This window comes from Brevibacillus sp. BC25, assembly GCF_000282075.1.
In the GTDB taxonomy this organism is placed as follows: Bacteria; Bacillota; Bacilli; order Brevibacillales; family Brevibacillaceae; genus Brevibacillus.
Genome location: NZ_AKIX01000064.1, coordinates 1 through 25,243 on the forward strand (window position 1 = coordinate 1; position 25,243 = coordinate 25,243).

Consider the following 25,243-nt stretch of genomic DNA (forward strand, 5'->3'; position numbering starts at 1 on the left):
CCCGCCGATCCGTCTGATCTGCCCGTCCTGGAGGACTCGCAGCAACTTCGCCTGCAAATCGAGCGGCATACTGTTCAGTTCATCCAGAAATAAAGTACCGCCGTCCGCCAGCTCGAATAACCCTGGCCGATCATCGGCTCCCGTGAAGCTTCCTTTTGTCGTGCCAAACAGCAAGCTTTCGAGCAGCGCGGCCGGCAGCGCGGCACAGTTTTGCGCGATAAACGGGTTACTGCTGCGGACAGACGCGTGATGAATGGATTGGACAAACAGTTCTTTTCCCGTCCCTGTTTCGCCGTATATCAACACGGGAGAAGTTGTCCGCGCAGCTTTTCGAGCGCGTTCTTTAAGGCGCTTCATTTTTTCACTCATCGTCAAAATGTCTTCGAAATGGAAAGTCGTTTCATCCATCGAGCGTTTTGTTCGTTTCGGCTTGCTAATCTTGGCCTGAAGATCGACCAAGCGCTCCGACAGTTCTTTTAGCTTGCCGATATCCTTCGCCACCTCGACTGCCCCGACTAACCGTTTGCCTACTCTCACCGGAAGTGTCGTGTTGATTGTCTCCACACGCATTCCCTTCCAGTTCTTATATGTCTGTGTCTGGTTGTAGATTGATTCGCCACTATCGATGACACGAAGCAGGGTACTCGACTGTCGATCAAGCGAAGGAAAAACCTCCAACAATGGCTTCCCCAACACCTCTTCTGAGGTCAACCCATCGAGCTTGGCTGCGACGTGATTGTAGAAAATCGTAATGCCATTTGCGTCCACAACGTGAATTCCTTCATCGATAGCACCCAAGATCGCCTGCAACATTTCTACCGTATCTGACAACGGCATCCTGGCTTTCACTCCTTCCTTCCATCCATGCTGCCAAAAAATCATCACTTCGCCGAATATTCGGCACTTTTGCGATGTTATCGATTACGCCCTACCTGAATGGCAAGCATTGCGGTATACAATAAATGTCCCAATGCCCAGATGAAAAACGCTGTCAAACTCATCGCGGATTGACTCAACAGGCTAAATGGGAAAAACGCGATAGAAAAACCGAGCATCCAATACAGCAAGTATCGTACCGATCGGGCTTTTCGTTCCCGCGGGTAAAAGTGCATGAGAAAAAAGGCGACGATCACACTGATCAGCAGATGAATCAATAGTTCTACAATAGAGGGCAGGTTTTCCATGCCCGGTACATAGCTGACATCAATTAAAACGGGAAAGGTATTGGTATCAAACAAACCATCTCCGAGCGCTAAAAAAGCAGCAAGACCCAGACCGGCTATTAGTCCATTTGCGAGTACAAACATGCTGTATCCCCCTTTCACTTCAGCCGCAAGTAATCCTATTGTACGTGCAAAAAACCGCCCTTGCAAAGGGCGGCTTATTTTCCTAGCTCTATTTTCAGCTCATGCTCACCAGCGTACTGCTCATTCATCCATAGCTGGTACGCGATTTCTACCTGTACAGGAACCTCTGCTTCGTAGCGGATTCGCAGCTTGTTCGTATGCGTCTCCATGGCAAACGGACCATAGGGACTTTGATAGGTAGAATGGGTGCTGGCTCCTTTTTCGAATTGCTGTCTGGTTGAAACCCCGCCCTGACGAACCAGCGTAATGGACGTATCTGTCAGCTTCAGTGTCGTGCTTACTTCGCCTACGCCTTCCATCTGCTCTTTGTAGGTCACGTACCACGCGGATACTTTTTGTACGCACTTGCCTTCATAGCTGTGGGTCGTTTCTTCCCAGTTGCCTTCGACATGATGCCGTGCCGTCAATTTTACTTGTATATCTTGCATGCTACTTCCACACTCCACTTTCTTTCGCTTCCCATTTATCCCTACATTCTACCCTTCATCGCTCCTGTGTGGCAACCGCCGCCTCCGCTTTGGCATCCGCCAGCAGGTATCTCATGGTAGCAGCAATCCCGATCGCCGCAAGCAACAGCAGACCCGCCAACACCAAGTACCCGACTCCTGCCCCCGTGTAATCGATCATAGCCGTAAACAAACCGATAAGGATCAAACGCATCATCATGCCGATTGAGTTGAAAAAGCTCATAACCCGCCCCATCTGATGCTTCGGCACAACTGTCATATAGAGCGATTGCCGAATCAAGCGCACAGAAGCGTTACTCCACCCGTAAAACGTGTACGCCGCAATCAGCGCCCAGCCATACGGTAAAGCAATCATGACGACAATGGCAATCGCGAACAACAACGTATTGCCGATCATGGCTGCCAACTGCCCCATCTTGCGAACGACGATAGCAACGAGTAAACCTGCTGCCACGGCACCCGTTGCATACGTGACCTCTCCTAGCGAATACACTGAGACACCCTCCTGCAGCGTTTGGCTTATGTAAACAGGCTTCAATAAGTTCGTCGCCATAACAGCAATGAAGGGCATGAGTGCGGATATCCCAAACAGCAGGAATCCTTTCTTTTGCCGGATGTACCGCCAGCTTTCCATCAGCTGCTCCGTCCACCCGACCCCCTGGTTTTGCTTCGCTTCTTTTTCCAGCGTGAAGGTATACGTCATGCTAGACAGCAAGGTAAAGGCGAACAAGTAGGTAATCGCATTGAAAATAATCACCACATGCAGCCCGTAGGAGCTAAGCAAAATCCCCGCAAACGCGCCAGCAAGAACGGATGCAGTCTGTCCTTCTATCTCGAGCAGACTGTTGATGCTGTTGTAGTGCTTGGGCTCAAACGTCTCCTGAACCAGTGCGGACTGCGTCGGGTAATGAATTTGGTACATAAAGGTCGTCGTCAAATAGATGACAATCAGCATCCACTCGGTGTACTCTCCGAAAAAGCCCCAGATCGCAAGCATGCCAAGTACGCTAAATCCGATCAAGTTTTCCACCAGCAGCATTTTTTTGCGGGAATAACGATCGATGAGCGTCCCGATATACGGACCAATGAAAAACATCAATACCGCAGAAGTAAACATGGTAGAGCCCAAAAGTTGAGCAGAGCCTGTCGTTTCCACGAGGAACCAGGCAATCCCGATCATCGTCATGCCTTGCCCAAAGCCGGAGAATAAATTGGAAAAGAACAGCTTTCGAAATGGTGCGTAGGCAAATACTTCTCTCATGCAGACAACTCCTTTGTAAGAAAACCTCCGTCGACTATTAAATCATCTCACTATTATGATTGTACTGACAATTTTAAACTTTGTAAACTAAAATGTTTATTAACCTGATGAAAGTTTACCACCAATAAGAAAAGCCCCCGGTCTTTTTGCAAAACCGAGGGCTTATTTAGCGGATATCTTATTTTACAAAGCTCAAGAGCAGCTCGCGAACGAATTTGGACGCCGCGATTTGCGTCATTTCACTGTGATCATACACAGGAGCAACCTCCACCAAGTCACAACCGATGACATTCGCACCGTTGTTTGCCATGAAGTGAATAGTATCGAGCAGCTCACGAGACGTGATGCCGCCTGCTTCTGTTGTACCTGTTCCTGGAGCGTGCGCAGGGTCCAATACATCGATGTCAATCGTCAGGTAGATCGGACGGTTGCCGATGGTAGGCAGCACTTGCTTCACTGGCTCCAGTACATCGTATTTGTACAGATGCATGTTTTCTTTTGCCCACTCAAACTCGTCCTTCATCCCGCTGCGGATTCCGAACGAATATACATTTTTACCGCCGATCAGGTTGCATACCTTTTTGATCGGGGTGGAGTGGGAGTATTCGTATCCCTCGTAGTTGTCACGCAGGTCTGTATGCGCGTCAAAGTGGAATACGACCATATCCTTGTACTTTTCATAAACCGCTTGGAATACTGGCCAGGAAACCAAATGCTCTCCGCCCAGACCCAATGGGAATTTGCCATCTGCCAATACTTTTGCCACGAATGTACGGATCGCATCCAGGCTACCTTCCACGTTTCCAAAAGGAAGGGGAATATCGCCAGCATCAAAGTATTTGATGTCTTCCAACAGCCTGTCCAAGTACGGGCTGTACTCTTCCAGACCGATGGAAACCTCACGAATACGGGAAGGGCCAAAACGAGAGCCCGGACGGAAGCTCACTGTCCAGTCCATCGGCATACCGTAAATAACCGCTTGGCTTTCTTCGTAATTCCCGTGACTACGGATAAAGACATTTCCAGAGTATGCTTCGTCAAAACGCATAGGTGTAGTTCTCCCCCGATTAGTCGCGGGTCAGCTCAGCCACAAAGTTAGGCAGTTTGAAAGCAGCCTGGTGAACTTCCGCATTGTAGTATTTGGTGCCCAAATCTTTGATTTTCGCTGGATCTACTTCCAACGGATCGTGTTGTTTGGAAGCGATAGTGAAGCTCCACAGTCCGGATGGATAAGTAGGGATGCTGCAAGTGTAGAGACGAGTAACCGGGAAGATCGATTTCAGGTCTTTGAACACGCGCTTGATCAGTTCACGGTTGAACCAAGGAGATTCCGTTTGAGCAACCATGATACCATCTGGTTTCAAAGCATCGTGAATGCCTTGGTAGAAACCTTTTTCGAACAGACCTACAGCCGGGCCAACTGGCTCTGTAGAATCAACCATGATCACATCATATTCACCTTTGTGGTCATGAATATGTTTAATACCATCGATTACTTGTACATCTACACGCGGATTGCCTGTCAATGCACTCGCAATCTCAGGGAAATATTTTTTGCAAGACTCAATGACGCCACCGTCGATTTCAGCCAGAACTGCTTTTTCTACAGACGCGTGCTTTACGATTTCACGAATAGCACCGCCATCGCCGCCGCCCACAACCAGAACCTTTTTCGGGTTTGGATGCGTATTCAACGCGATATGAGAAATCATTTCATGGTAGACAAACTCATCGACATCGGTAGTCATAACCATGCCGTCGAGCACTAACATGCGACCAAACTGCTTCGTATTAATTACGTCGATTTGTTGAAACTCGGATTTCTCACTGTATAGGGTCTCTGTAATTTTCGTTGTTATCCCGTGATTTTCCGTCTGTTTTTCGGTGTACCACAATTCCATATTCATGGCTATGTAACCTCCTTCAATTAACCGCATGAAAATACAATATAACAAGAAAATTATAGTAGCTGTCTTCCAAATTGCAAGATATTTTTCTAGCGAGGAAAGTTTAACCAGCTTGCAAGCGACACATACTACTAGTAACGTAGTATGTCCTATTTTATTGATTCAACCGCAGAAAGGAGGAGAGGCACGCATGGAAGTCATTCGCGAAGCCCCATTGCTGCGCTATTTGCGTTGGGCTAAGAAATTCGTAAAATTTATCATTCTCAGCCTATTATGTTTCTCTTTTGCCATCTTGCTACTCATTTTGTACTTACGCTCACAACCACTCCCGGAAACGTTTGTGAAGCAAACCACAACGATTTACGCTTCCGATGGAGAGGTTTTGGATACGATGCACCGTGGCGAGAACCGGATTTCTGTGCCACTTGCAGAAATTTCACCCGCATTGCTAGATGCGACCATCGCGATCGAGGACCGTTCATTCCGCGAACATTTCGGTTTTGATTGGAAACGATTAGCCATGGCCGCTTATGTCGATGTCATTAACATGGACAAACGTCAGGGTGCCAGCACCATCACTCAACAATTGGCAAGAAATCTGTACCTCAGCTTGGACAAAACATGGGAGCGAAAAATCAAAGAAGCCTTGCTTTCGATTCAGCTTGAACTGAATTACAGCAAGGATGAAATATTAGAAATGTACGTGAATCAGATTTATTATGGTCATTCAGCTTATGGCGTACAAGCTGCTGCCCAAACCTATTTCGGCAAGGACGCCAAAGATTTGACGGTCGCAGAGAGCGCCATGCTGGCAGGCATCCCTAAGGGTCCTACTTATTATTCACCATTTGTCGATTTGGAACGCGCCAAAGCCAGACAAAAGCTCATTTTGAATGCCATGGAGCGCGACAATATACTGACATCGAAGGAAGTAGAGCAAGCCTACGCGGAACCAATCAAGCTGAAACAGCGGACAAATGAGAATACAACCGAGCCAGCCCCTTATTTCCGCGATTACATCGCCAATTTGGTCAAAAACAAATATGGCATTGACGAAGAAAAATTTATTCATGGCGGTCTGAAAATCCATACGACTCTTGATCCAGTCGTACAAAAAAAGGCCGAGGATATTGTCGCCTCCGTCTTACCGAAGAACAATACGAATTTGCAGGTAGCCCTCGTCGCCATGGACCCTGCTACCGGCTATATTAAAGCGATGGTAGGTGGACGTGACTACAAGGTGAGTCAGTTCAATCGCGTGCTTGGTAAGAGGCAGCCCGGTTCCTCCTTCAAGCCGATCATGTATTTGTCAGCCTTGCAAAACGGCTATACACCGCTCACTTTGATGAAAAGCGAACCAACTGTTTTTACCTACGATAACAATAAGCAGTACATTCCCGGCAATTTTGGTGGAAAATATCCAAACGCACTGATCAACATGCGTGAAGCAATCAAAACCTCCGACAACATTTATGCCGTCAAGACCATTGATTTTCTTGGGCCGCAAAAAGTGGTCGATCAAGCAAAGCAATTAGGCATCTCCAGCTCGATGCAAGCAGTTCCCTCTCTGGCACTGGGAACTTCACCTGTCTCTCCCTTAGAGTTAAACGCAGCTTATGCAGCAATCGTCAACAAGGGACAGGCAGTGAAGCCTATTGCCATCACCTCCATCGAGGACAGCGAGGGCAACATTTTAGTCGAAGAAAAACCAGAGAAAACACAGGTAGCCGATCCTGTCGCGTCTGCTCTCTTAGTGAATATGATGCAAAGTGTATTTGAACAAGGTGGTACCGGATATCGCGTTGCTGGTGAAATGAACCGACCGGTAGCAGGGAAAACAGGATCAACGGATTATGACGCTTGGCTGAGCGGATTCACTCCGCAGCTGGTTTCGACCGTATGGGTGGGTTATGACAAAAACCAAAAGGTCGATGATGTAAAGGAAGGTTACCTGTCCAAAAAAATCTGGGCCCAGTTCATGGAAAGCGCACTCAAAGGTCAGCCCCCTGCACTTTTTGACATGCCTGCTGGTGTTGTTTCTGTCTATATCGATCCTGCTTCTGGAAAACTGGCGACCGAGCATTGTCCGAATCCACAGCTCTTTTATTTCGCCAGCGGAACAGAGCCTCAAGATTACTGCACGGATCACATCCCGAAGAATGAGACACCAACACCTTTAAAGCCGCCAGATTCTTCGACCTTCTGGCAGCGCATGGGCAGTTGGTGGAAACCGAATCAATAAAGAAAAAAAGGACGTTCCTCTTCATCGAGTACGTCCTTTTTGGTATGCCTATTAACCTTGCGTGCTCTGATTGTCCCCGCCGCCCACAACTCCATCTCCATCGGCAAAAACATGGTCGTTGATGATCGTAATCAGACCGGCATTATCAAGCTGTTCCAATACTTCAAACAAGCTGTCCCTTTTTCCAGCAGGGAGCTTGCGTACAAAGTTGTTTATCTCGGTCGGAGTCACGTGTGTGCGGAAATGGACGCCACCGTGCTTCACAAAATGATCATGCGATTGTTCATTACCACGGAGATCTTCTCCCAATGGGTACCGCCCCTTCCGTCAAACAGTTTGGTTCAATCCCCATTAGTGTTCCGCGATATCTCAAAAACTATGATCAATCAAAGAAATTATATACACAAACAGGGAAAGAGTGACGGCTCTCTCCCTGTTTGTTGACCTAGTGTACATGTACACAGATATGGAAATAAGTTTACCTGACTTCAATTGTGTGAACAATTGATTTCACGATTTGTTCACAGACCGTTCACGATTTCCAACTTTAGGACAAATTTTGCTTTAATTCCTCAGTGGAATTCTCATACATCTCCGCGCTATTATCAATCAAAAGCTTTTTCAGAGCGACTTTTTCCTTCTCGGATAGATCGGACAGCATAATACGTCTCTTCATGGAGTAATCCATGCGATTCACGTGATCTGCCAAAATTTTGTAGCCCCGACGCGCTTCCCTATCGATTTCCATATAGCACGCGGTTGCTCCTGCATAATAAGGACCAGCTTCATTGCGATCGACTGTTACCCAAACGAGCCAATAAGGCTTTCCATTTGGTACTTCTTCTTTATTAATCGTCCATTTGATGCCCTTTTCTACAGAACTTTTGGCATGCAAGGCACCCATGTCAATGTACGCTTCGTCCCCATCGATAATGACCGAAGACACAGCATTTAAGTCGAGTACACCTTGACCAAAACCTCCGTGTACATCGGTTTTTCCACTCATGATGGTAAAGCCGCCTTTTTTATTATCAAAAATATCCATTTGAATAACCTCCAGACAATCATTCTCCTTCCTTCTATTCTACTCGAAAAACGTGCTGTGACGCAATTTGCGTATGTGCCCAGTTATTTATCCATGGGTTTTTGGGTGTTTCGTTTTTTATTTACCAACTGGATGATTTTTTCGATGCCCCACATGATCAGGATCGTTACGATGGCTGTATGGACCGCCATTGCAACCTTCATAACCAACAGTTCACCTAGCATCGTGTCAGAGGGAACAATAAACAAGTAGTACACAAAGCTGATAAAAAGAACACTTAGAAAGATCAACCAGCCGCGAAAGCCTAGCGTGAAGCGAATGAAAGCTGCGATGAGCAAACCAATCAAAGGCCCCGCAAACATCAATGAAAATACGAAAGGCCCGAGTATGAACCAGACAAACCAATTATCATCCATTGTCTCTACACCTTTGCTTTTGATGGCTACACATCATTGGAATCCGCAGACTCTTCTACCTCTGCCAGTCCACGCTCATCGAGCACGTAATGTCTGCCTGTTTCTTTGTAACGCTCCGAATCATCTGACGAGAAACGTTTGATCAGAAAGCGCGCTGACTCTTCTCCCTCTACAACTACAGGCGGCTGGAATTCCAGGTCTTCACCATCTCGAACATGGATGACAACGATGCGATCGTGATATTCAATAGACAGGTCTTCCCGTACTTCTTTTTTATTGGCGTCGAGCGTAAAAGTCTGGCCGGCTTTGTGTATCGTCACTTCAGGAAAGCTTTTGTCATCTTGCGCAATGATGTAGTACAGGTAGTCAGCATTTTGGTCCGGAGCATTGCGCAATCCTGGTTGTAATTCCTCATCTCCCTGTAGCAATCGCGTTACTTGTTCGATGACTTCTGGAATGGTCGGCAGCTTGGCGTGTTCGCCTTTTACGTAGTAACGTTTTTTCATATCCTTCTGGGCGTAATTGGCACTCATATACGGAACGGTACCGTCCCCAACGCCAGGATCGAGAATCGGGGACCATTCGTTGTAAAAAGAATCATAAAAGTAACCGAGCAGTGTTACTTGGCCTGTACCCACGATGGAATACTGTGGAACATTGATCGTTTTGTTATCCCACTTTTCATGCATCTTGCCGCCATGCCTGACAAGCGGGTCATAGTCGAGGCGAATATTTTTATCCTTTAAAAATTCGTCGTAGGTGTAGTACTGAATGTTACTCTTTTTCAGGAAACCAACCGTTTCAAAGTATTTTTTGGAGGGTAGCAGCTCGTAAACGGCAGGTGCATAAGAGGAAATCACTTTCCCTGTTTCTTCATCCAGCCAAGGGATCGAAAAATTGTATCCGTGCTTAAGAGCCTGATATGCCCGTGGAGAGCCAAGGAAGGGTGTGCCCATATACACGACACGATTCACTTTGCGCTGGTAGGACACATTGGATAGAAGTGTTTCTTTTACCAAGATCCCACCCATGCTATGTGCCACCAAATGCACCTGATTTGCCCCACTTGCCTTTAGTGCAGCATCGATTTCTTCTTTTAGAAGTTTGGAATTTTTCGTGCTGCTGTATCGCCAATCGTACGGCAGTGCAAATAAGGTTCGGTGCTTTTTGTATCCCTGCTTCTCTAGTTCCTTTACCATGCTGTAATACTGTTCGGTAAGTTCTTTTAAAAACGGCGCATAGGAAAGATATTCGATGGCGTAAAAATCGTCTTTTTCCGGGTGGATCGTCGCTTCACGAACGACTGGCTGTACATCTACACTATTTGGCTTGATTGGCTCCAGAGAGAGTAGCCTGCGGTGTTTGGGATCATTAATACCAATGAGACTATCTCCAAGTCCCAACCATATTTCCGATCTCTTTCCATTCTGCTCCACTTCGAGTCGCGATCCACCTACTCCCGGGATTAAGATAACTGGAATCGTTCTGTCTCCAATATAAAGACTGTACGAGTTAGCGGTAAATCCCGAGCGTTTGCTGGCCATGACCTTGACTTTGTAGGTTCCAGGATAGGCATTGAATATCATATGTTCATCCGAATTCTTCGCTTTCTCGGATCTGGCGACTACTTTTCCAGCCTCGTCGAGCAGAAATACGTCCATATCCATTCCAGTAGGGATATCCTTGAGGGAGACCTCCACAGTAGAGGAGAGCGTAAAGGATAAGCTGTAAAAATCCACATCCGTCTTTGAATGAAGATTTCCTACGATATTTCGTTTATACGCATCTAGCTCGTAGGCCGCTTCCATTGTGTCATTCGGCTCGTATCCATCTGCCTTGTCCCCTCCTTGATCCGCGAAAAAATCAGCTCGCAAGCGGTAGTAGTAATCTTTCGAAAACGAGCCCTGCTTTCCAACGACCTTGATGTAGTACCATTTGTCTTTTTCCAGTGTCAGTCCCTCGATTAGCTCAGGCTCATTTCCATGCTGCTCTGAACGGGCAAGCTCCCGCTCCTCCTCATCGTACACATACAAATCGTAGTCTTCGTTTGCCCGAATATCTGTGAGAGATATATTCATCTGTCCATTTGTTGTTCCTCTGATTTTCCAAAAATCCACATCATCTTTGCTGCTAATCTTTCCATGACTGTCCTTTCCATCAAATAGCCAATCCGATTTGCTGCCTATGGTGTCATTCGGCTCTACCTCAAAGCGAGCTTCTCTATTGCGCAGTTCCGCTTCTCCTGGCTTATGCTCGCCTGAAAAGTGCGCATAAAATTCCTCTGCAAGCCGCGAAAGCTCTTCAGCGGTGGCATCCTGCTCCTGCTCCTGTTCTTCCTCTTCTGGCGGAGCTTCGTTTTGGTCTTCGATCTCTATTTCGATCAATTCTAACGGTTCTTCCTGATTGGCAGCCAGTTCGTCCCAAGGCGCCTTTTTGATTTTTATTTTTTCTACGGTCGGCTCTATGTGTTCAGGCAACGATAGCTCCCAGCTACGTAACGGCTCTTCTAAATCATCGATGAACATCGTTACCTGGATAGGACTATCATCCATAGGCATTACGGCGAGGGAAATCTGAGACTCCTCGTGAAAAGAACGGGTTTTGATGTCGCTGTCCTGATTAACAGATAGCTCGACTTTATCCGGAGTGCCCGATAATTGTGCCTGAAAACGCACCTCTCCTTCGTCGATCCATGCCCGCGCCTCCTCTACGAATAGCTCTCGTTCTTTTGCCCAGCCCTGTTCCACTGTATTCCCCAAGCATAAAGCGAATAGGAGAAGTACACATAGCAAGCGCCGCGTGATTATTCCCACAAAAATCCCCCTCATCCTTTTTCTAGCTTTACAGTAGAAAAAGACAGAGAGGGGGTGCAAATATTTTTACTGTGTCGTATGGTTTCGGATTCCTTGTCGTTCCCATGCATTTGCAATGATACGGAAGGGTAGTTGATAATCTTTTAGCTCGTGCCCTTGCCCGGAGGCTTTATTTTGATAGGGGAAGCCCTTATTTACGTCAAAACGAAAGGAAACGGTGTAATAAACTGCGTAGCTCGCATCTTTTTGGAAGCCATGCTGTTTATCCCCCATCAAAGGCGTATCTACTCCCACTTCACGAGCTCCTAGCTTGGAAGCGGAATAGGAGGGTCCTCTCCAGAGCTGGGGAGTCGCTTGTTGTAAGGCTAATAACGACTGTAGCGGCGTTTGGCGTAAGCCAGTTTCCGAAATCCACGCCCGCGCAGATGTCACGACAGGAAACTGGTTGCTCACGGGATGGCGGTGTCGATCCTGCAGCTCCACTTGTGTCAAGATGCGCTCTCCTGCGTAGTAATCATGTGGCTGGCTGTTTGGATAACGGTCTCTGGCATGATACGCTGCCCATTCGGTTGTATGGCGAATCGAGCCTGTTGCATTTGGCTCAAAGACTTCAAAGGAGCGCTCTCCCCCTTTTACCGTAATGGTATAGCGTCCTGTCATTGTTTTGGATATGTTCTGTGGTTCACACACCTCTTCATCTTCGTCGTTCGTCGTGCAACTCTCGTAGGACAGTTCAAAATCGACCTGATAATCCATCACGATGACAAAGCCGTTGATTTCTGTTTTGTACTTTTGCGATTGGAGTACTTGGCGCCAAGTCGTCTGCGTTGGGACCGTGGTTCCTGTGTACACGACCTCTGTGCCTGTAGATGCACTGCTTACCTGCCATTGCATCCGCGCTCCGGGGCCTGTCAGCTTCAGATCAAGCTGTGATGGTGTATAAACTGCCAAGCCCTTGGCATCTGAAATCCACCCGGGATTCGCAGTGACGGTTACGTTTTTGATATTGTCCCCGCTGACTGAACTCTCCAATTGTGCTTTAAATTGCGTGATTTTCTGATTGATCTCCTGCTCTGTTTTTTGGAAGCCTTCGTTTATTTTCGACTGATCAATGATCACGCGAATCGTAGCAGGCTCACGTTCCCACACGCCGTCTGCATGTAGCGGCAGTTTTTGTAGCTGACGACCATCACTGTCATAAATCTCTAAGCCAATTTCACCGCCATCAAAATCGTCTCCACCACCAGGCGCCTCGGGAACTTCCCCACCAATTATTTTCACTGGCCAAGTCGCACGATTGTCCGTCCAGATCGTCTCATTTTCTGGCATCGATTTCGTAGGGTTGATATGGGCGATGAAATCCTCGGATTTTTGCGGATACTTCGTCGGAACCGTGATCTTACGCACCTCACCCGGCTTGAATTCCTTCACATCCAAGCTGGTTTCCTTTTCTGAGCTAGCCCACCGAACAGCCAATTTCGTATCATGCGTTAATTTCCCGGCATTCTTCACGTTGAATGTAATTGTCGCATCGGTTCCTGCTGCTCGAGGGCTCTTCGGATCAATTTGAAAGCTCGATTTCACAATAAGCAAATTCTCTCCATCCGGTTTTGGAGCGCCTTTGCCGATTTGCACAAAAAAATGACCGTCACAGCCATCACTCTGGGTTGAATAAAATTGCACCTTGTACAGCCCTTCTAAAAGAAGACCATTTTCATCCTTCGGGAAATACACCCAGTGGCTATTTGTGGAGGTGTTTGAGCTATCGAGTGATTTTCCGTTTCGCTTTCTTTCCCAGGAGCCTGACGCAGGATCGAACCATCTCATAGAAAAGTGACTATCGTCTGACAAAAACATACGAAACCGATACTTGTCTGGAATCTCATCTGCTGCTATTTCAATGGTCTCTCCCCGTTGAATATCCTTGCTCCACTTTTGATTGTTTCGATCGATTTCTACTGACGCTAGAATATCCCAGCATTTTTGGTCAGATTCAATGGTGAATCGCACCTCACCCGTGCAGCCTGTCTCGGACTCGAACAGCAGTACGATTTCATCGCCAACATCTACGCTTGCCGGTAACATGAGTTTGAATGGCTCGTCCGCCGCAAGCTTGTCTGTTAACGCTGTTTTTCCTCCGGGGCTCTTCCAATACCAAGTACCAGATACCTTCGAGGAAAACGATAGATTGGTATTGTATTGATCACCAGCCTCCGTAAAGTACTTGATGTATACGGGGTCTTTCAATGTAAAGCCTGAGCTGGCTGATCCATTCATGCTTTCCCCTTCAGGAGAAAATGGCAGGGGTGGTTCGCTATGCACCAAAAACGTAACCTTTTTTTGATCAGCGATTGTGCAGAAAGCATCTTTTACGACGATCGTTATTTCCCAATTGCATTCAGGTCGCTTCCCCCACTTTGTCCCATCAAAGTTTAGCTTCAGTTTGTACGTTTTTCCTCGCTCGAATGGAAAATAGTACGGGTTATGAACATTTCCGTCCGGAAGCTTTAAACTGGAGGAATCATAGGGTCCCCATCTGCCATTGTCATTTTCCTTGACTGGCAAGGTATAGATTTTTCCGTTCGGAAGTGATACATCCCACTTGAGCGATGCCTCCGAGCTATCTCCGTGTTTGGTCGTGTATTTGGCTCGGAACGTAAGCGTATCGAATGGCATAATCTCAATCGTTTCACCGTTTCTTACTGCAGATGCCGACAGCGTAACGATGGGGCATGAGTCCTCCCCGTCTGGCGACTCTACTCTTAAATATTTCTCCCAGCATTCGGTTCCATCATCACTAACGTAGACGACTTTTACCCGTCCAGAGCTACCCACTCTACCTGTCGCGACCTTCCGATTCCCATTCGCCCCAGGCTTCATGTCATATCCATTCATCGTGTATTTTCCTGGTTTATTGGCAGAGAGGGTAATATCGGCATTTTTTTCGACAGCAATATCTGAGCCGCCGCTTGCAACAGCATTGTGGTCTTTTATATCCTTGTCGCCAACGACTTGAATGTTCAGTTTGGTTTTTGTTGATCCGATCGAACAGGCTGGACCTGGGTCAGGCTTTTCGGGATCGGGTTTTTCCGGTGGGGTTACATCACCTACTGTAAATTGTGCTGTGTAAGGTGTGGAAACGCTTATGCTGCTTGATCCTTGGCGGCTTCTTTGATGCAGGTCAGTGATGGTTAGTGATACTTCATACACGCCTGGCTCGGTAGGCTTATATTCGGTATTTCTATAGGTCCACTTGTAGCCTGGGGGACTGCTTGTCTCGTTTACCGTGGGGATAGCCGTGCTTGGATCGTTGAATTTTTGATTAGATAAGATGCTCTTGTATCCACGTCCTGTTGACTTGTTGATCACATTTAAAGACCATACAAAAATGCCGCGGTCATAGTAAGAAAAGTCCGTGGCATTTGCATGTATCTCAACTGTTTCGTTGAGGTTGTATTTGGTTTTGTCGGTGGCTATGCTGCCGCTGGGTTGTGGGGTTGTTCGGAAGTGGCCTACTGAGATGTATCCGCCTTTGCCGTCAGGGACGAGGTTGTCTCCTTTGGTGTAGCCTGCGCCGCCTGAGGCGGAGGCTAGTTCTGCGAGGTTGTAGGCTTGGTAGGGTACGAAATTTGGCACCTCATTACTGGAAACCGTCTTACTATACACATTGGCAGTTCCACCAAGGATATTGCTTGAATTTCCACCGAACTTATTTATCCAGTAAGCCGCTTCGCTGTCATCTACAAAATACCATCCTCTGTCTGCTTTTTTGTGTATATCCGCAAATCCTAGAACCTTATTACTATCTATAATTCTATCTACTTCGATTTGAGAAACAGCTGCACCAAGTTGTCCGTCTATGCCTGCGATCTGAAGCACATAGAATTCTCCTTTTGGTGCTAGCTCTTTATTTGAATCTACAGTTGCCACTTTAATCTTATGATAATTTGGCGAGGCATTTGCAAAGTTGGAATGAGTAGTTAAGAAACCAAACAGAAGACAAAAGACAAGCACAGACATAGTGAATTTTCTGTGCCTTGTTAGAAGTGTCTGCATTCATTTCCCACCCTTTTTGCTCTATTGATGAAATTTTCGGGTGTTATTTATTTGCTCTAGATTAGGCAGTTTTGTATACCAGTATATTCCTGCATCGGTTGAGTCATTGGTGTTAATAACACTAAAAGTCAAAGAACTTATATTATTTAATGGAAAGTTAAAAGATTCGTTGTTTAAGAATCCTTCTAACCCGTCTTGTTTCGTAATGAACATTGCTTTTATCATAAAATCACTATCACCCTTAGGCACCTTCCCACTAATCTTCCCATTCACAACCTTCAAGCTCTTATGAAACTCAGCCGCAAATTTCGCCCCTTGCTCAAGCTGCCATTTATCCTTCCACAAATAACGTAAAATCTCCGCTGCTTCCACTCGCGTCACAGGTAAATCCTCACGAAATTTAGGCTGACCACTAGGAGCTGGCTTCATCCATCCCCACGTGATTAGCGCCCCGGTATTGGTTAAATTCGGATTTTTTTCACCGCGAATCGGCTTCCATGCAGCATACACCAGTGCTGCCGTTTCTTCCTTCGTCAACAGTCTGTTCGGCTCTACCTTCACCCCCGCCAAAATCCCCGCCTTCTGCGCCTTCTCATAGCTCATCTTCGCCCAGTGCCCTGCTGGGAGCTGCGGTACGGGTGCTACCTCCTTCAATCCGCGAATGGCTACCAAACTCGCGATAAACTGCCCTTGCGTCATTTGACTATTCGGATAAAAGTTCCCTTTGCTATCCAACCATAAGTATTTCTTCTGTACACCGAAATCAATGGCTGCCTTTGCTGTATGTGAAGCGTAATCCTTCGCTGGCGCAGCAGCTTGCACTGTAGGACTATCAACAACTCCAGTAAACCCTGCCATTGCTAGTACAGATGCTAGTAGGTACGACATCATTGCACGTTTGTTCATGGAATGACCCCCTCTTTACCGGATATTTTACCTATATTATCCATTTTTAGAAAGAGTCTGATTTAGGTTCCTTTGCAAAAAGCTTCGCAACGTATTCTCAGGTACCGCCCCTTCCAGCTTCTCAACCACCTTACCTTTTTCGACGACAAAAACAGTAGGAGTTACCTCTGCACCTAGTCGCGACGCTTCATCCAGTTCTTTCTGCTTATGGATATCCAGTCGTTGGATCATTTCGGGTGGATACGCCTTCACAACTCTCTCGAATGTCGGGCCGAACTCCGTACAATATCCGCAACTATCACTATAGACGTACACCACTCTTACTTCTTGTGCACTGGCTGTACCCCACGCACTTATACCGACGGCAAGCATAACAACACCGAGCACGATCCACAGCCACCATTGCTTGCTTCTACTCACGTCCATCTCCCTTTCGCTAATCAAAATGTTTCATACGTATGCACTTGTCAAAGAACGATGCCCGTATTATGCAGCTCCGAACTGAGACAAAAAAAGCCAGCCTCATTGGACTGGCTGACATGTATAAAAAAAAGACGTACCACAACTCTTCCAAGTTCGTACGCCGTGCTTTTCCTCGTATGATGTTCCCTATTGCATAAGTGAACTGCCGCCGTCTTCCTTCATCAGCGCACGCAGTTCTTCAATAAACGCCTGCCCTTTTTGAATCTCTTCTTCGGTGTAGCGCTGCTTGCTCTTAAACGTAAAGATTTTGCCCTTCATTTCCTCATAGGGCAGATGGTTGAAATACAGAATCGTAGAAACCAGCTCGAGAAAACGGGAATTCTCCTCGTTCATACGCAAAATCGCACGTTCTCCACTACCGAAGTCAACCTCATGAAACTTGAGAAAATCATGACCGGTTTCGTTCAAAGAGTAACGATACATATGAATAGCACCTTTACTCTCCATTTGCTCATCCAGAAGCCCCATGTTGCACAGCTCATCTACTCTAAGCGTCAGCTCTTCCGAATATGGACCATACATGTGAAACTCGTAGCGCTCATCGAAATCCATCTCCAGATGTTTTCCTATGTACACCATCTTTTGCAATTTTTTTCGCCCGCTCACTTCGCCGACTATCTCAATCAGGCGTATGATCTTGGCGTGACGATTAAGCATCCTCCATCACTCCCAGACGTTCTCGAATCTTACGGGAGAGATCCCCCGGCAAAGCCATGACTTTATCCAATGGAAAGTACAGCTTGTAATCAAAGCGCCGCTTTCCGCTAATGGCCTGTACAATTTCTGACTTCTGTGACAGCTCGACCAGTTCGCCTGAAGGCATTTGGAGCATAATCGGAATGCGCTCCTCTTCTTCTCCGGCACGGTAAAAATCATACGGAAGATCGGAGGTCGTGTCTACCTCCAAATAATACATCGGATCAATTCCGGCAGATTGAAATAGTTCTTTCAGCTCAGACAGCAAGCGGAAATCCCTCGGATTATATTCGACGTATTTAAAGAGATTCCTGTCCAAAAAACGGGCGCACAAATCTTTCAACACAGGGTCTTGCTCTCTGCGCCAGAGCTGCATATAGAAAAGAATAATGGATTCATCAAGCGCTAAATAGTCAGCGAGCTCTACCTTTTCCTGCAAGAAAGGCAGCAACATGACAGGCTCCTGCATGAACGGATAGCCTTGGGAGAACAAGAGCTTCGCCCGTTGAAAAATTTTGCACAAGATTACTTCGGCACTCCGTGTCACGGGATGGAAATAGACCTGCCAGTACATTTGATAGCGAGACATGATGTAGTCTTCGACAGCATGCATCCCACTGAATTTAAAGACAATGCCATCCTCCTGCGGCCGCATGACACGCAAGATTCGCTCAATCTCGAAATTGCCGTAATTGACGCCCGTATAGTAGGCATCACGCAGTAAGTAATCCATCCGATCGGCATCGAGCTGGCTAGAGATGAGGCTTACGATCAGTTTATTGTCATATGTCTTATTAATCACTTCTGCCAATTTCTTCGGGAAGCTATCATCAAACCGCCGAAGAATTCGGTTGATTTGCGTATCTCCAAGCAAAATGGCGCGCGTCCAATCCTCGTGGTGATACTTGAACACCTTTTCAAACGAATGGGAAAACGGACCGTGGCCCACATCGTGGAGCAAAGCCGCACATAGACACAGCAGCTTTTCCTCGTACGTCAACTGAATACGGCCTTCGAACGTCTCCAAAATTCTGCGCATCAGTTCATACACGCCAAGCGAGTGGTTAAAGCGGCTATGCTCTCCACCGTGAAACGTAAAAAAGCTGGTGCCCAGTTGCTTGACTCTGCGCAAACGTTGGAATTCTGCCGAGTTGATCAAATCCCAAATGAATTTGTCCCGCACGTGGACGTAGCGGTGAACAGGGTCTTTGAATACCTTTTCTTCATGAAGAAGCTGGGGCTGTTGCATCCTGGACACTCCCTTCCTGTACTGCTTTCTATCTATTACTGACAGTGAATGTTGACACTATCATATCATACGTCCGATACCATTTCTTGCTCAATCAAACTCTTACAAAAATCTGAAGAATGCCATTTCCATCTAGATTTTGATAATCGGCTGGCGAAAAGCAAGAAAAGCTTACTAAAACAAACAGCGACAAACTCCCGAACGAAATGAATCGGAGAGTTTGCCGCTGTTGCATGCATTATAATGTCTCTGCCTCAGGACCATACAAATCCGGGCGCTTCGCGGCTTTTTTCGCCAGCTTTTTGATCTTGTGCTGCGTCAGAACCGTATAGAAGGATGGTACGACGATCAAGGTCAAAAGTGTCGAAAACGCCAAGCCGGAAATAATGGTGACCGCAAGCGGTTTGAACAAAACGTCACCTGAAATAGCTAACGGCATCATACCTGCAATCGCTGTAAGCGAGGTTAAAAGAATTGGCCGTAGTCGTGCCTCACACGCAGAAATAACCGCCTGCTTCAGCTCCATGCCTGTATGACGTGCCTCCTCGATGAACTCGATCAAAACGATCCCGTTACGCACCACGATGCCCGCCAAAGCAATAATCCCCATCATCGTCATAAAGCCTAGTGGCGTCTGGGTCACGAACAAGCCGATCAAGCTCCCCGATACAGCGAGGTAAATCGTACTGGTAACCAGTACAGGAATGGTCAAGGAATAGAATTGCATCGCGATCAAAATCAGGATCAGGAAAACGACAAGAATCGAGAGTTTGCCCATGTCGATAAAAATATCAGTCTGCTCGGACGTCTCGCCACCAATCTCATAGCGGTATCCTTCAGGCAAGGACATGCTATCGAGCATCGGCTTGATCTCTGCCATTACTTCTGTCGCCGTTCTACCTTTCAGATCACTGGTAACTGTCACGCTCCGCGACAAATCGCGATGCGGGATTGTCTGTGTACTGAAAGTCGGTTTTACTTCCGCGAGCTGTGACAACGGGATCAGCTCTCCACGCGCGTTGGCGATGCTGAGTCGTTGGAACAGCAATGCAGGGTCTTCCTCTCCTTTTTGCAAAAACAGCTTCATATCTATCAGGTCTGAGCCTGTATCAAACTCGCTGACGGTAATGCCTTCGCTCACCAGACGCAGCGTCGTGGACAAGTCCGTGTAGTTGACGAGCTTTTGCTCCATCAGCTCTTTATTGACGACAAATTCCAAGGTGTAGCGTTCTACCCCGAAATCGTCTTGCACATTGTACGTTCCCTCTAATCCTGCAACCTTTTCTTTTGCTTGTGCAGAAAGAGAGCGTAGCGTCTCAATATCCTCTCCATAAAAACGAATCACGACTGGTTTTCCAACCGGAGGACCTGCCTCCAGCTGCTTCGTTAAGATACTCGCTTCCGGATACAGCTTTTTGAATTCCTCCGTCCACGGCTCCAGCATGTTCTCGAGATGGGTCTCTTTTTCATTATAACGAACCACTAGCTGTCCGACGGTAATGCCGCTTCCGGCAGCTGTATCTCCACCGAACATTTTCGGTGCACTGCCTCCCGCGTACGCAGATACTGTCTCGATGCCAGGCTGCTTCAACACCCAGTCTGCCGTCCCACGCACCACTCGGTCTGTTTCATCCAGACTGTTGCCCACGGGGAGACGGATATCGATGAGAAACTGCGGGCGATCATCGTTCGGGAACAATTCCACCGGAGTGAGCGGTATCAATCCATATGCTGCCGTCCCGATCAATACGCCAATCATTCCTGCCAAAAGCGGTCGCTTCAAAATTTTCGGCATGACCTTGCTCGCATACCACTTGGTCAGCTGCAACAATTGTTTCCCCAACAGTCCAGCGGGCTTACGATACCCTTCTACGCCAGCCTTTCTACGTTGTTCGTACCATTGGCGAAAGATCGGGATGATCGTCAGCGACATGACCATCGACGCTAGCATCGTCATCGAAATAATTACGGGAACCGGACGAATGAACTGCCCGACGTTGCCGCTCAAAAACATCAAGGGCGCAAACGACGCAATCGTAGCCAGCGTAGCGGTCGTGATCGAAATCGATACTTCCTTGGCACCATTAACCGCCGCAGCCATTGGTTTTTCGCCCAGGACTGACAGTCTCCGCTCGATATTGTCATTGACCACCACGGCGTCATCGACCAAGATCCCCAGGACAATGATCAACGAAACGATTGAGATCATGTTGAGTGAAATACCCAGAGATGGCAGGAACATAAGCCCCACAGCCAAGGAAATCGGAATCGCCATCGCTACTACCAACGATGTGATCAGGTTCAACCCGAGTGCACACACCACCAAAACAGCAACGATGGCAATCATCATTTCCCGGGTCAAGTCGCTAAAAAGCTCATCGACGCGTTCATTTTGACTATAAATCGAGTGTCTCTCGGCCCCTGCCGGAAGTGTTTTATCCAGAGTCACCATCATCTCGTCTACGCGCTTCTGCAAGGACGGCACATCACTTCCCGTCTCTGCATTGACGCTGATCGTGATCGAAGGCTTCCCATTGAAATACGAAGTCGTTTTCACCGTCTCCGTCGTCATTTTGACCGATCCGATGTCCTTCAGATAGATCGGGAAGCCCTCTTTTGAACGGGAGATAATGACTTTGTTCAGTTCTTCGACATCTGTATTTTCCGCCAGCTTGAGCTGGTAGGTCCGTTTTTCTGTGGTCAGGTCGCCAAGCGGGATTTTTTCATTTTCCTTTTTGACGGCCATCATCACCTGACTCCACGTGATCCCGTACTGGCTCAGCTTTTGCGTATCAACCTCGATGTGGACTTCCTGCTCCGGTAGTCCTTCCACCAGTACATCCGCTACGTTCGGAATCGTGCGCAGCTGTTCTTTCCACGATCTCAGCATGGTACGCATGCTGTACAATTCCTCACGCGTGTCAGCAGTGACCGCAAACGATTGGACAAACGTACGGTTCAAATCATCATTGATGATCGGTTGTTTCGCATCGGCTGGCAGATCAGCCTCTGCGTCCTTTACCTTCTTCCGCAATTCATCCCATTTTTGCTTCGGGTCTACGTCACTCTTTGCTTCCACCATGATAAAAGAAACTCCGAGGGAAGATGAGGATGATATATAGTTAAGTCCCTGTAATTCATTGATTTTTTCTTCCAGCTTTTTCGTAACAGCCTGCTCGACCTTTTCTGGCGAAGCTCCCGGGTAAACGGTCGTGATCGTCGCCATGTTAACGATAATATCCGGCATCTCTTGCTTAGGCAGTTGAAAAAAGCTGAGGGAACCTACAAGTACAATCATGCTGAAAAACAGGAGCGTGATTTTGCGCTTTTGTACGATGTACTTGATCACGGTTGTGTACCTCCTGCCGCCTCGATTGGGTCACCGTCAAACAAACGGTCCACCCCTTTGACGATCAGTTGGTCTCCTTCTTTTAATCCGTTCTTGATCTCGAGCTTGTCACTTACAATCTGCCCGATGACTACGCTTGTTTTGACAGCCTTGCCGCCTGCATTGACGAAGACATGCGCGTCATCTTTTCCTCTGCTGATGACTGCTTCTACTGGTACGTAGACACCTTCCTGCCCTGTTACCGTTTTGGTCGCTTTCACCACCTGACCAGCAAACCAGTCACGAGCTTGGTTGGCGATTTGGACCTCTACGCCAATCGTTCCGGTATTTTGGTTCGTGGCAGGAAATATTTTTGTCACTTTGCCATCCCGTTTTTGTCCATACAGGTCTAAGGAGATCGTATCGCCTACTTTCCAGGCAGAAATCTCACGGTCAGGAACGGGCAATACGACTTTTAATGTGTCGATGTTGCCGACTTGATAGACGGGGGTACCTGAACCGACCAAATTACCCGCAGACGAGAGCTTGGCGATGATCGTCCCGTTAATCGGCGACCGAAGCTGCGTTTTAGCAAGTGTATTGGCTGCCACTTCTTTGGCGATAACCGTCTGATTGTATACAGCCTGCGTCAACTGTTTGTCTTCCGCACGAGCCCCTTGAGTAACCAGAGAATAAGACTGCTGTGCGTTTTGCAAATCCTTTTGCGCAATCGTCAGTCCATTTTGTGCACTTTCATACTCGCTTTTGGAAATGGCGTTTTGCTGGTAGAGCTTTTCAATCCGATCGAAATCATCCTGCATTTTTTGCAGACCTACTGTTGCCTTCTCCACAAGCAAACGTGCCTGCGTCACTTCTTGCTCTCTCGCGCCATTGTTTACCTTGCTAAGATTTGCTGCACTCTGCTGCACGGCAGCGCTGGACGAAGCAACCTGGAGCGAGTAATCTGTGGCATTCACACGGGCAAGCATATCTCCCGCTTTGACCGTGTCTCCTTCTTTTCGGTTCATCTCCACAATACGACCGCCTACTTCAAAAGAAACGAGTGCTTCCTCCAAAGGAGCCAGCGTACCAGATAACTCCGTAACGGTAACAGCCTGTTCCTTCTTAACTTGTGCAACGACGACATGCTTCAACTCCTTCTGAGGTGCCGAAGCAGGCTGTTGCTCGCTGCAAGCCGTCGTTGCGAGTAGTCCGATCATCATTACAGATACAAGCCATCTTCTCTTCATGACTTCCTCCGCCCCTATGTAACTATGCTGTTTATTTGAGTCCTCTGATGCCTTGTAGCAAGATTTCAGAAGCATTTTCAAAAAGCTCTTCTTCTACCATTTCGAGATCGAGATTAACCCGATACTTCGCCATGAAGGCGTAAAAGAAAGTGGAGACGAACATAAGAGCTGCCGTGAACGGATCTGCCTTTGGCAAATGCCCTTGCTCCTGAAACGCCAGGAGCTTGTTGGACAATACCTCGACGGCGGTCATCGGCAGACTGCTGAACATCTGCACGACTTCCGGGTGGTTATCCGCTTCAATCATGCAGATCATGAAAATTTCTTTGCGCTCGACCAATAAGCCGTAATACGTACGTGCGTAGCTGACTAACATTTGCTTGAGATCAGAAAACTCGCCTTGCAACCCTTGCTCCAACTGCTCTCGGACATCCATGATTTCTTTCAGGAGCTCTGTCAAGATGCCTACCTTGTTCTTGAAGTGACGAAATACCGTTACCTCATTAACCCCCGCAAGCTCAGAAATCTTGCGTGTAGTCGCTCCCTTGTATCCTTTTTGTGCCATTAGCTGACGTGCGGCAGATAAAATTCGCTCACGGGTTTCCTGTTCCTCTTCGCCTCTCCCCCCCAGCTTCTGTTCTATATCTGGGTGATCCATAACGCACCTCCGTACCAAGCAAGCAATTACTTGCATTTTCATTTTTTTCCAAGCTCATTATATAAAGAGACTGCATGCATGTAAATACTTGCATGCAGTTTGGAATGTTAATTTTTCCTTGTAAGCCCTACCGTTGTGTCAGTGTCTTAATCTGTGAGCTCGGGTCTTGCTTACATTCTGTGCTGTATTCGACCAGGTCGATTTCGCAGTCTGGTCCAATCTCGATCTTGTTGCCGCGAACGACCTTGGCCTTTGTGTTTTCCAAATAGATTTCGTCACCTTCAATCGTCTCTACGGACAAGGTATTGTTGAGAAAATGCTTCAACAACTTGCCCAAAGTGCTATTCCCAGTTCGGCGCACCTCGATGTGCTCTCCGCCCATTTCTTTTACCTCACAGCTGCCATGCAGAAGTACTTCGATTCGCCCCGCATTCAGCAGTCCTCCGATAGTAAACGCGCCGTTTGCCCGGAACACTTCGGCTTCACAATCCCCTGAGGCTTTCAATGATCCGTGAACCTTTACATCCTCTCCTGCCATATTGCCCTGTACTTTGACATTCCCACCGACTTTTAGACTCGTAAAATTCAAATCGTCCGCAACATCAAGCTGACCGTATACAGATAACGTATCCATTTTCACTTTACCTTTAATCGACGCGTTGCCTTCTACTCTTGCCGAAGAGCCAATGAGATCTCCCGTGATACTGACATGTCCCGCACAATGAAGCGACTCGCACTCTACATCGCCATTAATCTTGCCGTAACCTTGCACATCTACTTTGTTGTATACGCCACCCGTAGCATTCACTGCCCCATGAAAGATCAAATCTAGCTTGTTCTTATTCTCGTTCTGCATGGTATGGTCTCCCCCTACAAATATTTTCCTTTTAATTCCTCGATGCAATTGGCTAGATCGAGCTGCTTTACTACCTTTACACCGCTATCAAAATACAGTTCGGTAGAGCCAGACACCAACACGAACGTGGAAATCCCCATCTTGCGCATAAAGATCAGCTCACAAGGCTTCCCTTCGAATTTGGGATAGTGGCTAGCCAGTACCTGTAGCAATCCGCCGCCTTCTTCTACACTCAAGTCTCCA

Annotated in this window: 21 protein-coding genes; 1 reads left to right on the plus strand and 20 read right to left on the minus strand. The window is 47.3% G+C overall.

What is annotated here, in order from left to right:
- From PMI05_RS18280 to speE, 6 genes are all read right to left on the minus strand, one after another.
- The coding region (locus PMI05_RS18280) for a sigma 54-interacting transcriptional regulator (RefSeq protein ID WP_007724774.1) at window positions 1-837 on the minus strand (837 nt) is incomplete at its 3' end.
- 77 nt (window positions 838-914) lie between these two features.
- Window positions 915-1,307 (minus strand): hypothetical protein, encoded by a 393-nt coding sequence (locus tag PMI05_RS18285; protein ID WP_007724776.1) that lies wholly within the window; start codon window positions 1,305-1,307, stop codon window positions 915-917.
- Window positions 1,308-1,381: 74 nt separating this feature from the next.
- The gene (locus PMI05_RS18290; protein WP_007724778.1) at window positions 1,382-1,795 is read right to left on the minus strand and encodes a DUF1934 domain-containing protein; all 414 of its coding nucleotides are present in this window, start codon (window positions 1,793-1,795) and stop codon (window positions 1,382-1,384) included.
- 55 nt (window positions 1,796-1,850) lie between these two features.
- The gene (locus PMI05_RS18295; RefSeq protein WP_007724779.1) at window positions 1,851-3,095 is read right to left on the minus strand and encodes an MFS transporter; all 1,245 of its coding nucleotides are present in this window, start codon (window positions 3,093-3,095) and stop codon (window positions 1,851-1,853) included.
- Window positions 3,096-3,273: 178 nt separating this feature from the next.
- Window positions 3,274-4,143 (minus strand): agmatinase, encoded by an 870-nt coding sequence (gene speB, locus PMI05_RS18300; RefSeq protein WP_007724780.1) that lies wholly within the window; start codon window positions 4,141-4,143, stop codon window positions 3,274-3,276.
- A gap of 19 nt (window positions 4,144-4,162) precedes the next feature.
- On the minus strand, window positions 4,163-4,996 hold the full coding sequence (gene speE, locus PMI05_RS18305) for a polyamine aminopropyltransferase (protein ID WP_039960982.1): 834 nt from the start codon (window positions 4,994-4,996) through the stop codon (window positions 4,163-4,165).
- Window positions 4,997-5,192: 196 nt separating this feature from the next.
- Here speE and PMI05_RS18310 point away from each other — a divergent pair, with 196 nt between their 5' ends.
- Complete coding sequence (locus tag PMI05_RS18310; RefSeq protein WP_007724784.1) at window positions 5,193-7,244, plus strand: transglycosylase domain-containing protein; 2,052 nt, start codon at window positions 5,193-5,195, stop codon at window positions 7,242-7,244.
- A 51-nt stretch (window positions 7,245-7,295) separates the two neighbouring features.
- Here PMI05_RS18310 and PMI05_RS18315 read toward each other — a convergent pair whose 3' ends face one another.
- The 14 genes from PMI05_RS18315 to PMI05_RS18380 form a co-directional block, all read right to left on the minus strand.
- A complete protein-coding gene (locus tag PMI05_RS18315; RefSeq protein WP_007724786.1) occupies window positions 7,296-7,553 on the minus strand; it encodes a hypothetical protein in 258 nt (85 codons plus the stop codon).
- A gap of 238 nt (window positions 7,554-7,791) precedes the next feature.
- Complete coding sequence (locus PMI05_RS18320; RefSeq protein WP_007724788.1) at window positions 7,792-8,289, minus strand: YwhD family protein; 498 nt, start codon at window positions 8,287-8,289, stop codon at window positions 7,792-7,794.
- An 83-nt stretch (window positions 8,290-8,372) separates the two neighbouring features.
- Entirely contained in the window at window positions 8,373-8,705 is a 333-nt protein-coding gene (locus tag PMI05_RS18325; protein ID WP_007724790.1) for a hypothetical protein, read from the minus strand.
- A 26-nt stretch (window positions 8,706-8,731) separates the two neighbouring features.
- Window positions 8,732-11,518, minus strand: a complete 2,787-nt coding sequence (locus PMI05_RS18330; RefSeq protein WP_007724792.1) for an esterase — start codon at window positions 11,516-11,518, stop codon at window positions 8,732-8,734.
- Between the two features lie 66 nt (window positions 11,519-11,584).
- A complete protein-coding gene (locus PMI05_RS18335; protein WP_238543323.1) occupies window positions 11,585-15,397 on the minus strand; it encodes an ABC transporter permease in 3,813 nt (1,270 codons plus the stop codon).
- A gap of 198 nt (window positions 15,398-15,595) precedes the next feature.
- Entirely contained in the window at window positions 15,596-16,480 is an 885-nt protein-coding gene (locus PMI05_RS18340; protein ID WP_007724794.1) for an S-layer homology domain-containing protein, read from the minus strand.
- A gap of 36 nt (window positions 16,481-16,516) precedes the next feature.
- A complete protein-coding gene (locus tag PMI05_RS18345; protein ID WP_039960980.1) occupies window positions 16,517-16,906 on the minus strand; it encodes a co-chaperone YbbN in 390 nt (129 codons plus the stop codon).
- Between the two features lie 183 nt (window positions 16,907-17,089).
- Window positions 17,090-17,620: a YwgA family protein gene (locus PMI05_RS18350; protein WP_007724796.1), complete on the minus strand. Its 531-nt coding sequence runs from the start codon at window positions 17,618-17,620 to the stop codon at window positions 17,090-17,092.
- A complete protein-coding gene (locus PMI05_RS18355; RefSeq protein WP_007724798.1) occupies window positions 17,613-18,908 on the minus strand; it encodes an HD domain-containing protein in 1,296 nt (431 codons plus the stop codon). Before PMI05_RS18355 ends, PMI05_RS18350 begins: the two co-directional genes overlap by 8 nt.
- 238 nt (window positions 18,909-19,146) lie before the next feature.
- Window positions 19,147-22,257 (minus strand): efflux RND transporter permease subunit, encoded by a 3,111-nt coding sequence (locus PMI05_RS18360; protein WP_007724800.1) that lies wholly within the window; start codon window positions 22,255-22,257, stop codon window positions 19,147-19,149.
- Complete coding sequence (locus PMI05_RS18365; protein WP_007724802.1) at window positions 22,254-23,486, minus strand: efflux RND transporter periplasmic adaptor subunit; 1,233 nt, start codon at window positions 23,484-23,486, stop codon at window positions 22,254-22,256. The genes PMI05_RS18360 and PMI05_RS18365 overlap by 4 nt, the downstream gene beginning before the upstream one ends.
- Window positions 23,487-23,517: 31 nt before the next feature.
- On the minus strand, window positions 23,518-24,144 hold the full coding sequence (locus tag PMI05_RS18370) for a TetR/AcrR family transcriptional regulator (RefSeq protein WP_007724804.1): 627 nt from the start codon (window positions 24,142-24,144) through the stop codon (window positions 23,518-23,520).
- Between the two features lie 127 nt (window positions 24,145-24,271).
- The gene (locus PMI05_RS18375; protein WP_007724806.1) at window positions 24,272-25,000 is read right to left on the minus strand and encodes a cell shape determination protein CcmA; all 729 of its coding nucleotides are present in this window, start codon (window positions 24,998-25,000) and stop codon (window positions 24,272-24,274) included.
- 14 nt (window positions 25,001-25,014) lie between these two features.
- Window positions 25,015-25,243: DUF4004 family protein (locus PMI05_RS18380; protein WP_007724808.1), on the minus strand; the 229-nt coding region annotated here is incomplete at its 5' end.

Excerpts from the sequence above, each read along its gene's own strand:
- PMI05_RS18285 (WP_007724776.1), bottom strand. The coding sequence starts at position 1,307 with ATGTTTGTACTCGCAAATGGACTAATAGCCGGTCTGGGTCTTGCTGCT.
- PMI05_RS18290 (WP_007724778.1), bottom strand. The coding sequence starts at position 1,795 with ATGCAAGATATACAAGTAAAATTGACGGCACGGCATCATGTCGAAGGC.
- PMI05_RS18295 (WP_007724779.1), bottom strand. The coding sequence starts at position 3,095 with ATGAGAGAAGTATTTGCCTACGCACCATTTCGAAAGCTGTTCTTTTCC.
- speB (WP_007724780.1), bottom strand. The coding sequence starts at position 4,143 with ATGCGTTTTGACGAAGCATACTCTGGAAATGTCTTTATCCGTAGTCAC.
- speE (WP_039960982.1), bottom strand. The coding sequence starts at position 4,996 with ATGGAATTGTGGTACACCGAAAAACAGACGGAAAATCACGGGATAACA.
- PMI05_RS18310 (WP_007724784.1), top strand. The coding sequence starts at position 5,193 with ATGGAAGTCATTCGCGAAGCCCCATTGCTGCGCTATTTGCGTTGGGCT.
- PMI05_RS18320 (WP_007724788.1), bottom strand. The coding sequence starts at position 8,289 with ATGGATATTTTTGATAATAAAAAAGGCGGCTTTACCATCATGAGTGGA.
- PMI05_RS18325 (WP_007724790.1), bottom strand. The coding sequence starts at position 8,705 with ATGGATGATAATTGGTTTGTCTGGTTCATACTCGGGCCTTTCGTATTT.
- PMI05_RS18340 (WP_007724794.1), bottom strand. The coding sequence starts at position 16,480 with ATGAACAAACGTGCAATGATGTCGTACCTACTAGCATCTGTACTAGCA.
- PMI05_RS18345 (WP_039960980.1), bottom strand. The coding sequence starts at position 16,906 with ATGGACGTGAGTAGAAGCAAGCAATGGTGGCTGTGGATCGTGCTCGGT.
- PMI05_RS18350 (WP_007724796.1), bottom strand. The coding sequence starts at position 17,620 with ATGCTTAATCGTCACGCCAAGATCATACGCCTGATTGAGATAGTCGGC.
- PMI05_RS18355 (WP_007724798.1), bottom strand. The coding sequence starts at position 18,908 with ATGCAACAGCCCCAGCTTCTTCATGAAGAAAAGGTATTCAAAGACCCT.
- PMI05_RS18365 (WP_007724802.1), bottom strand. The coding sequence starts at position 23,486 with ATGAAGAGAAGATGGCTTGTATCTGTAATGATGATCGGACTACTCGCA.
- PMI05_RS18370 (WP_007724804.1), bottom strand. The coding sequence starts at position 24,144 with ATGGATCACCCAGATATAGAACAGAAGCTGGGGGGGAGAGGCGAAGAG.
- PMI05_RS18375 (WP_007724806.1), bottom strand. The coding sequence starts at position 25,000 with ATGCAGAACGAGAATAAGAACAAGCTAGATTTGATCTTTCATGGGGCA.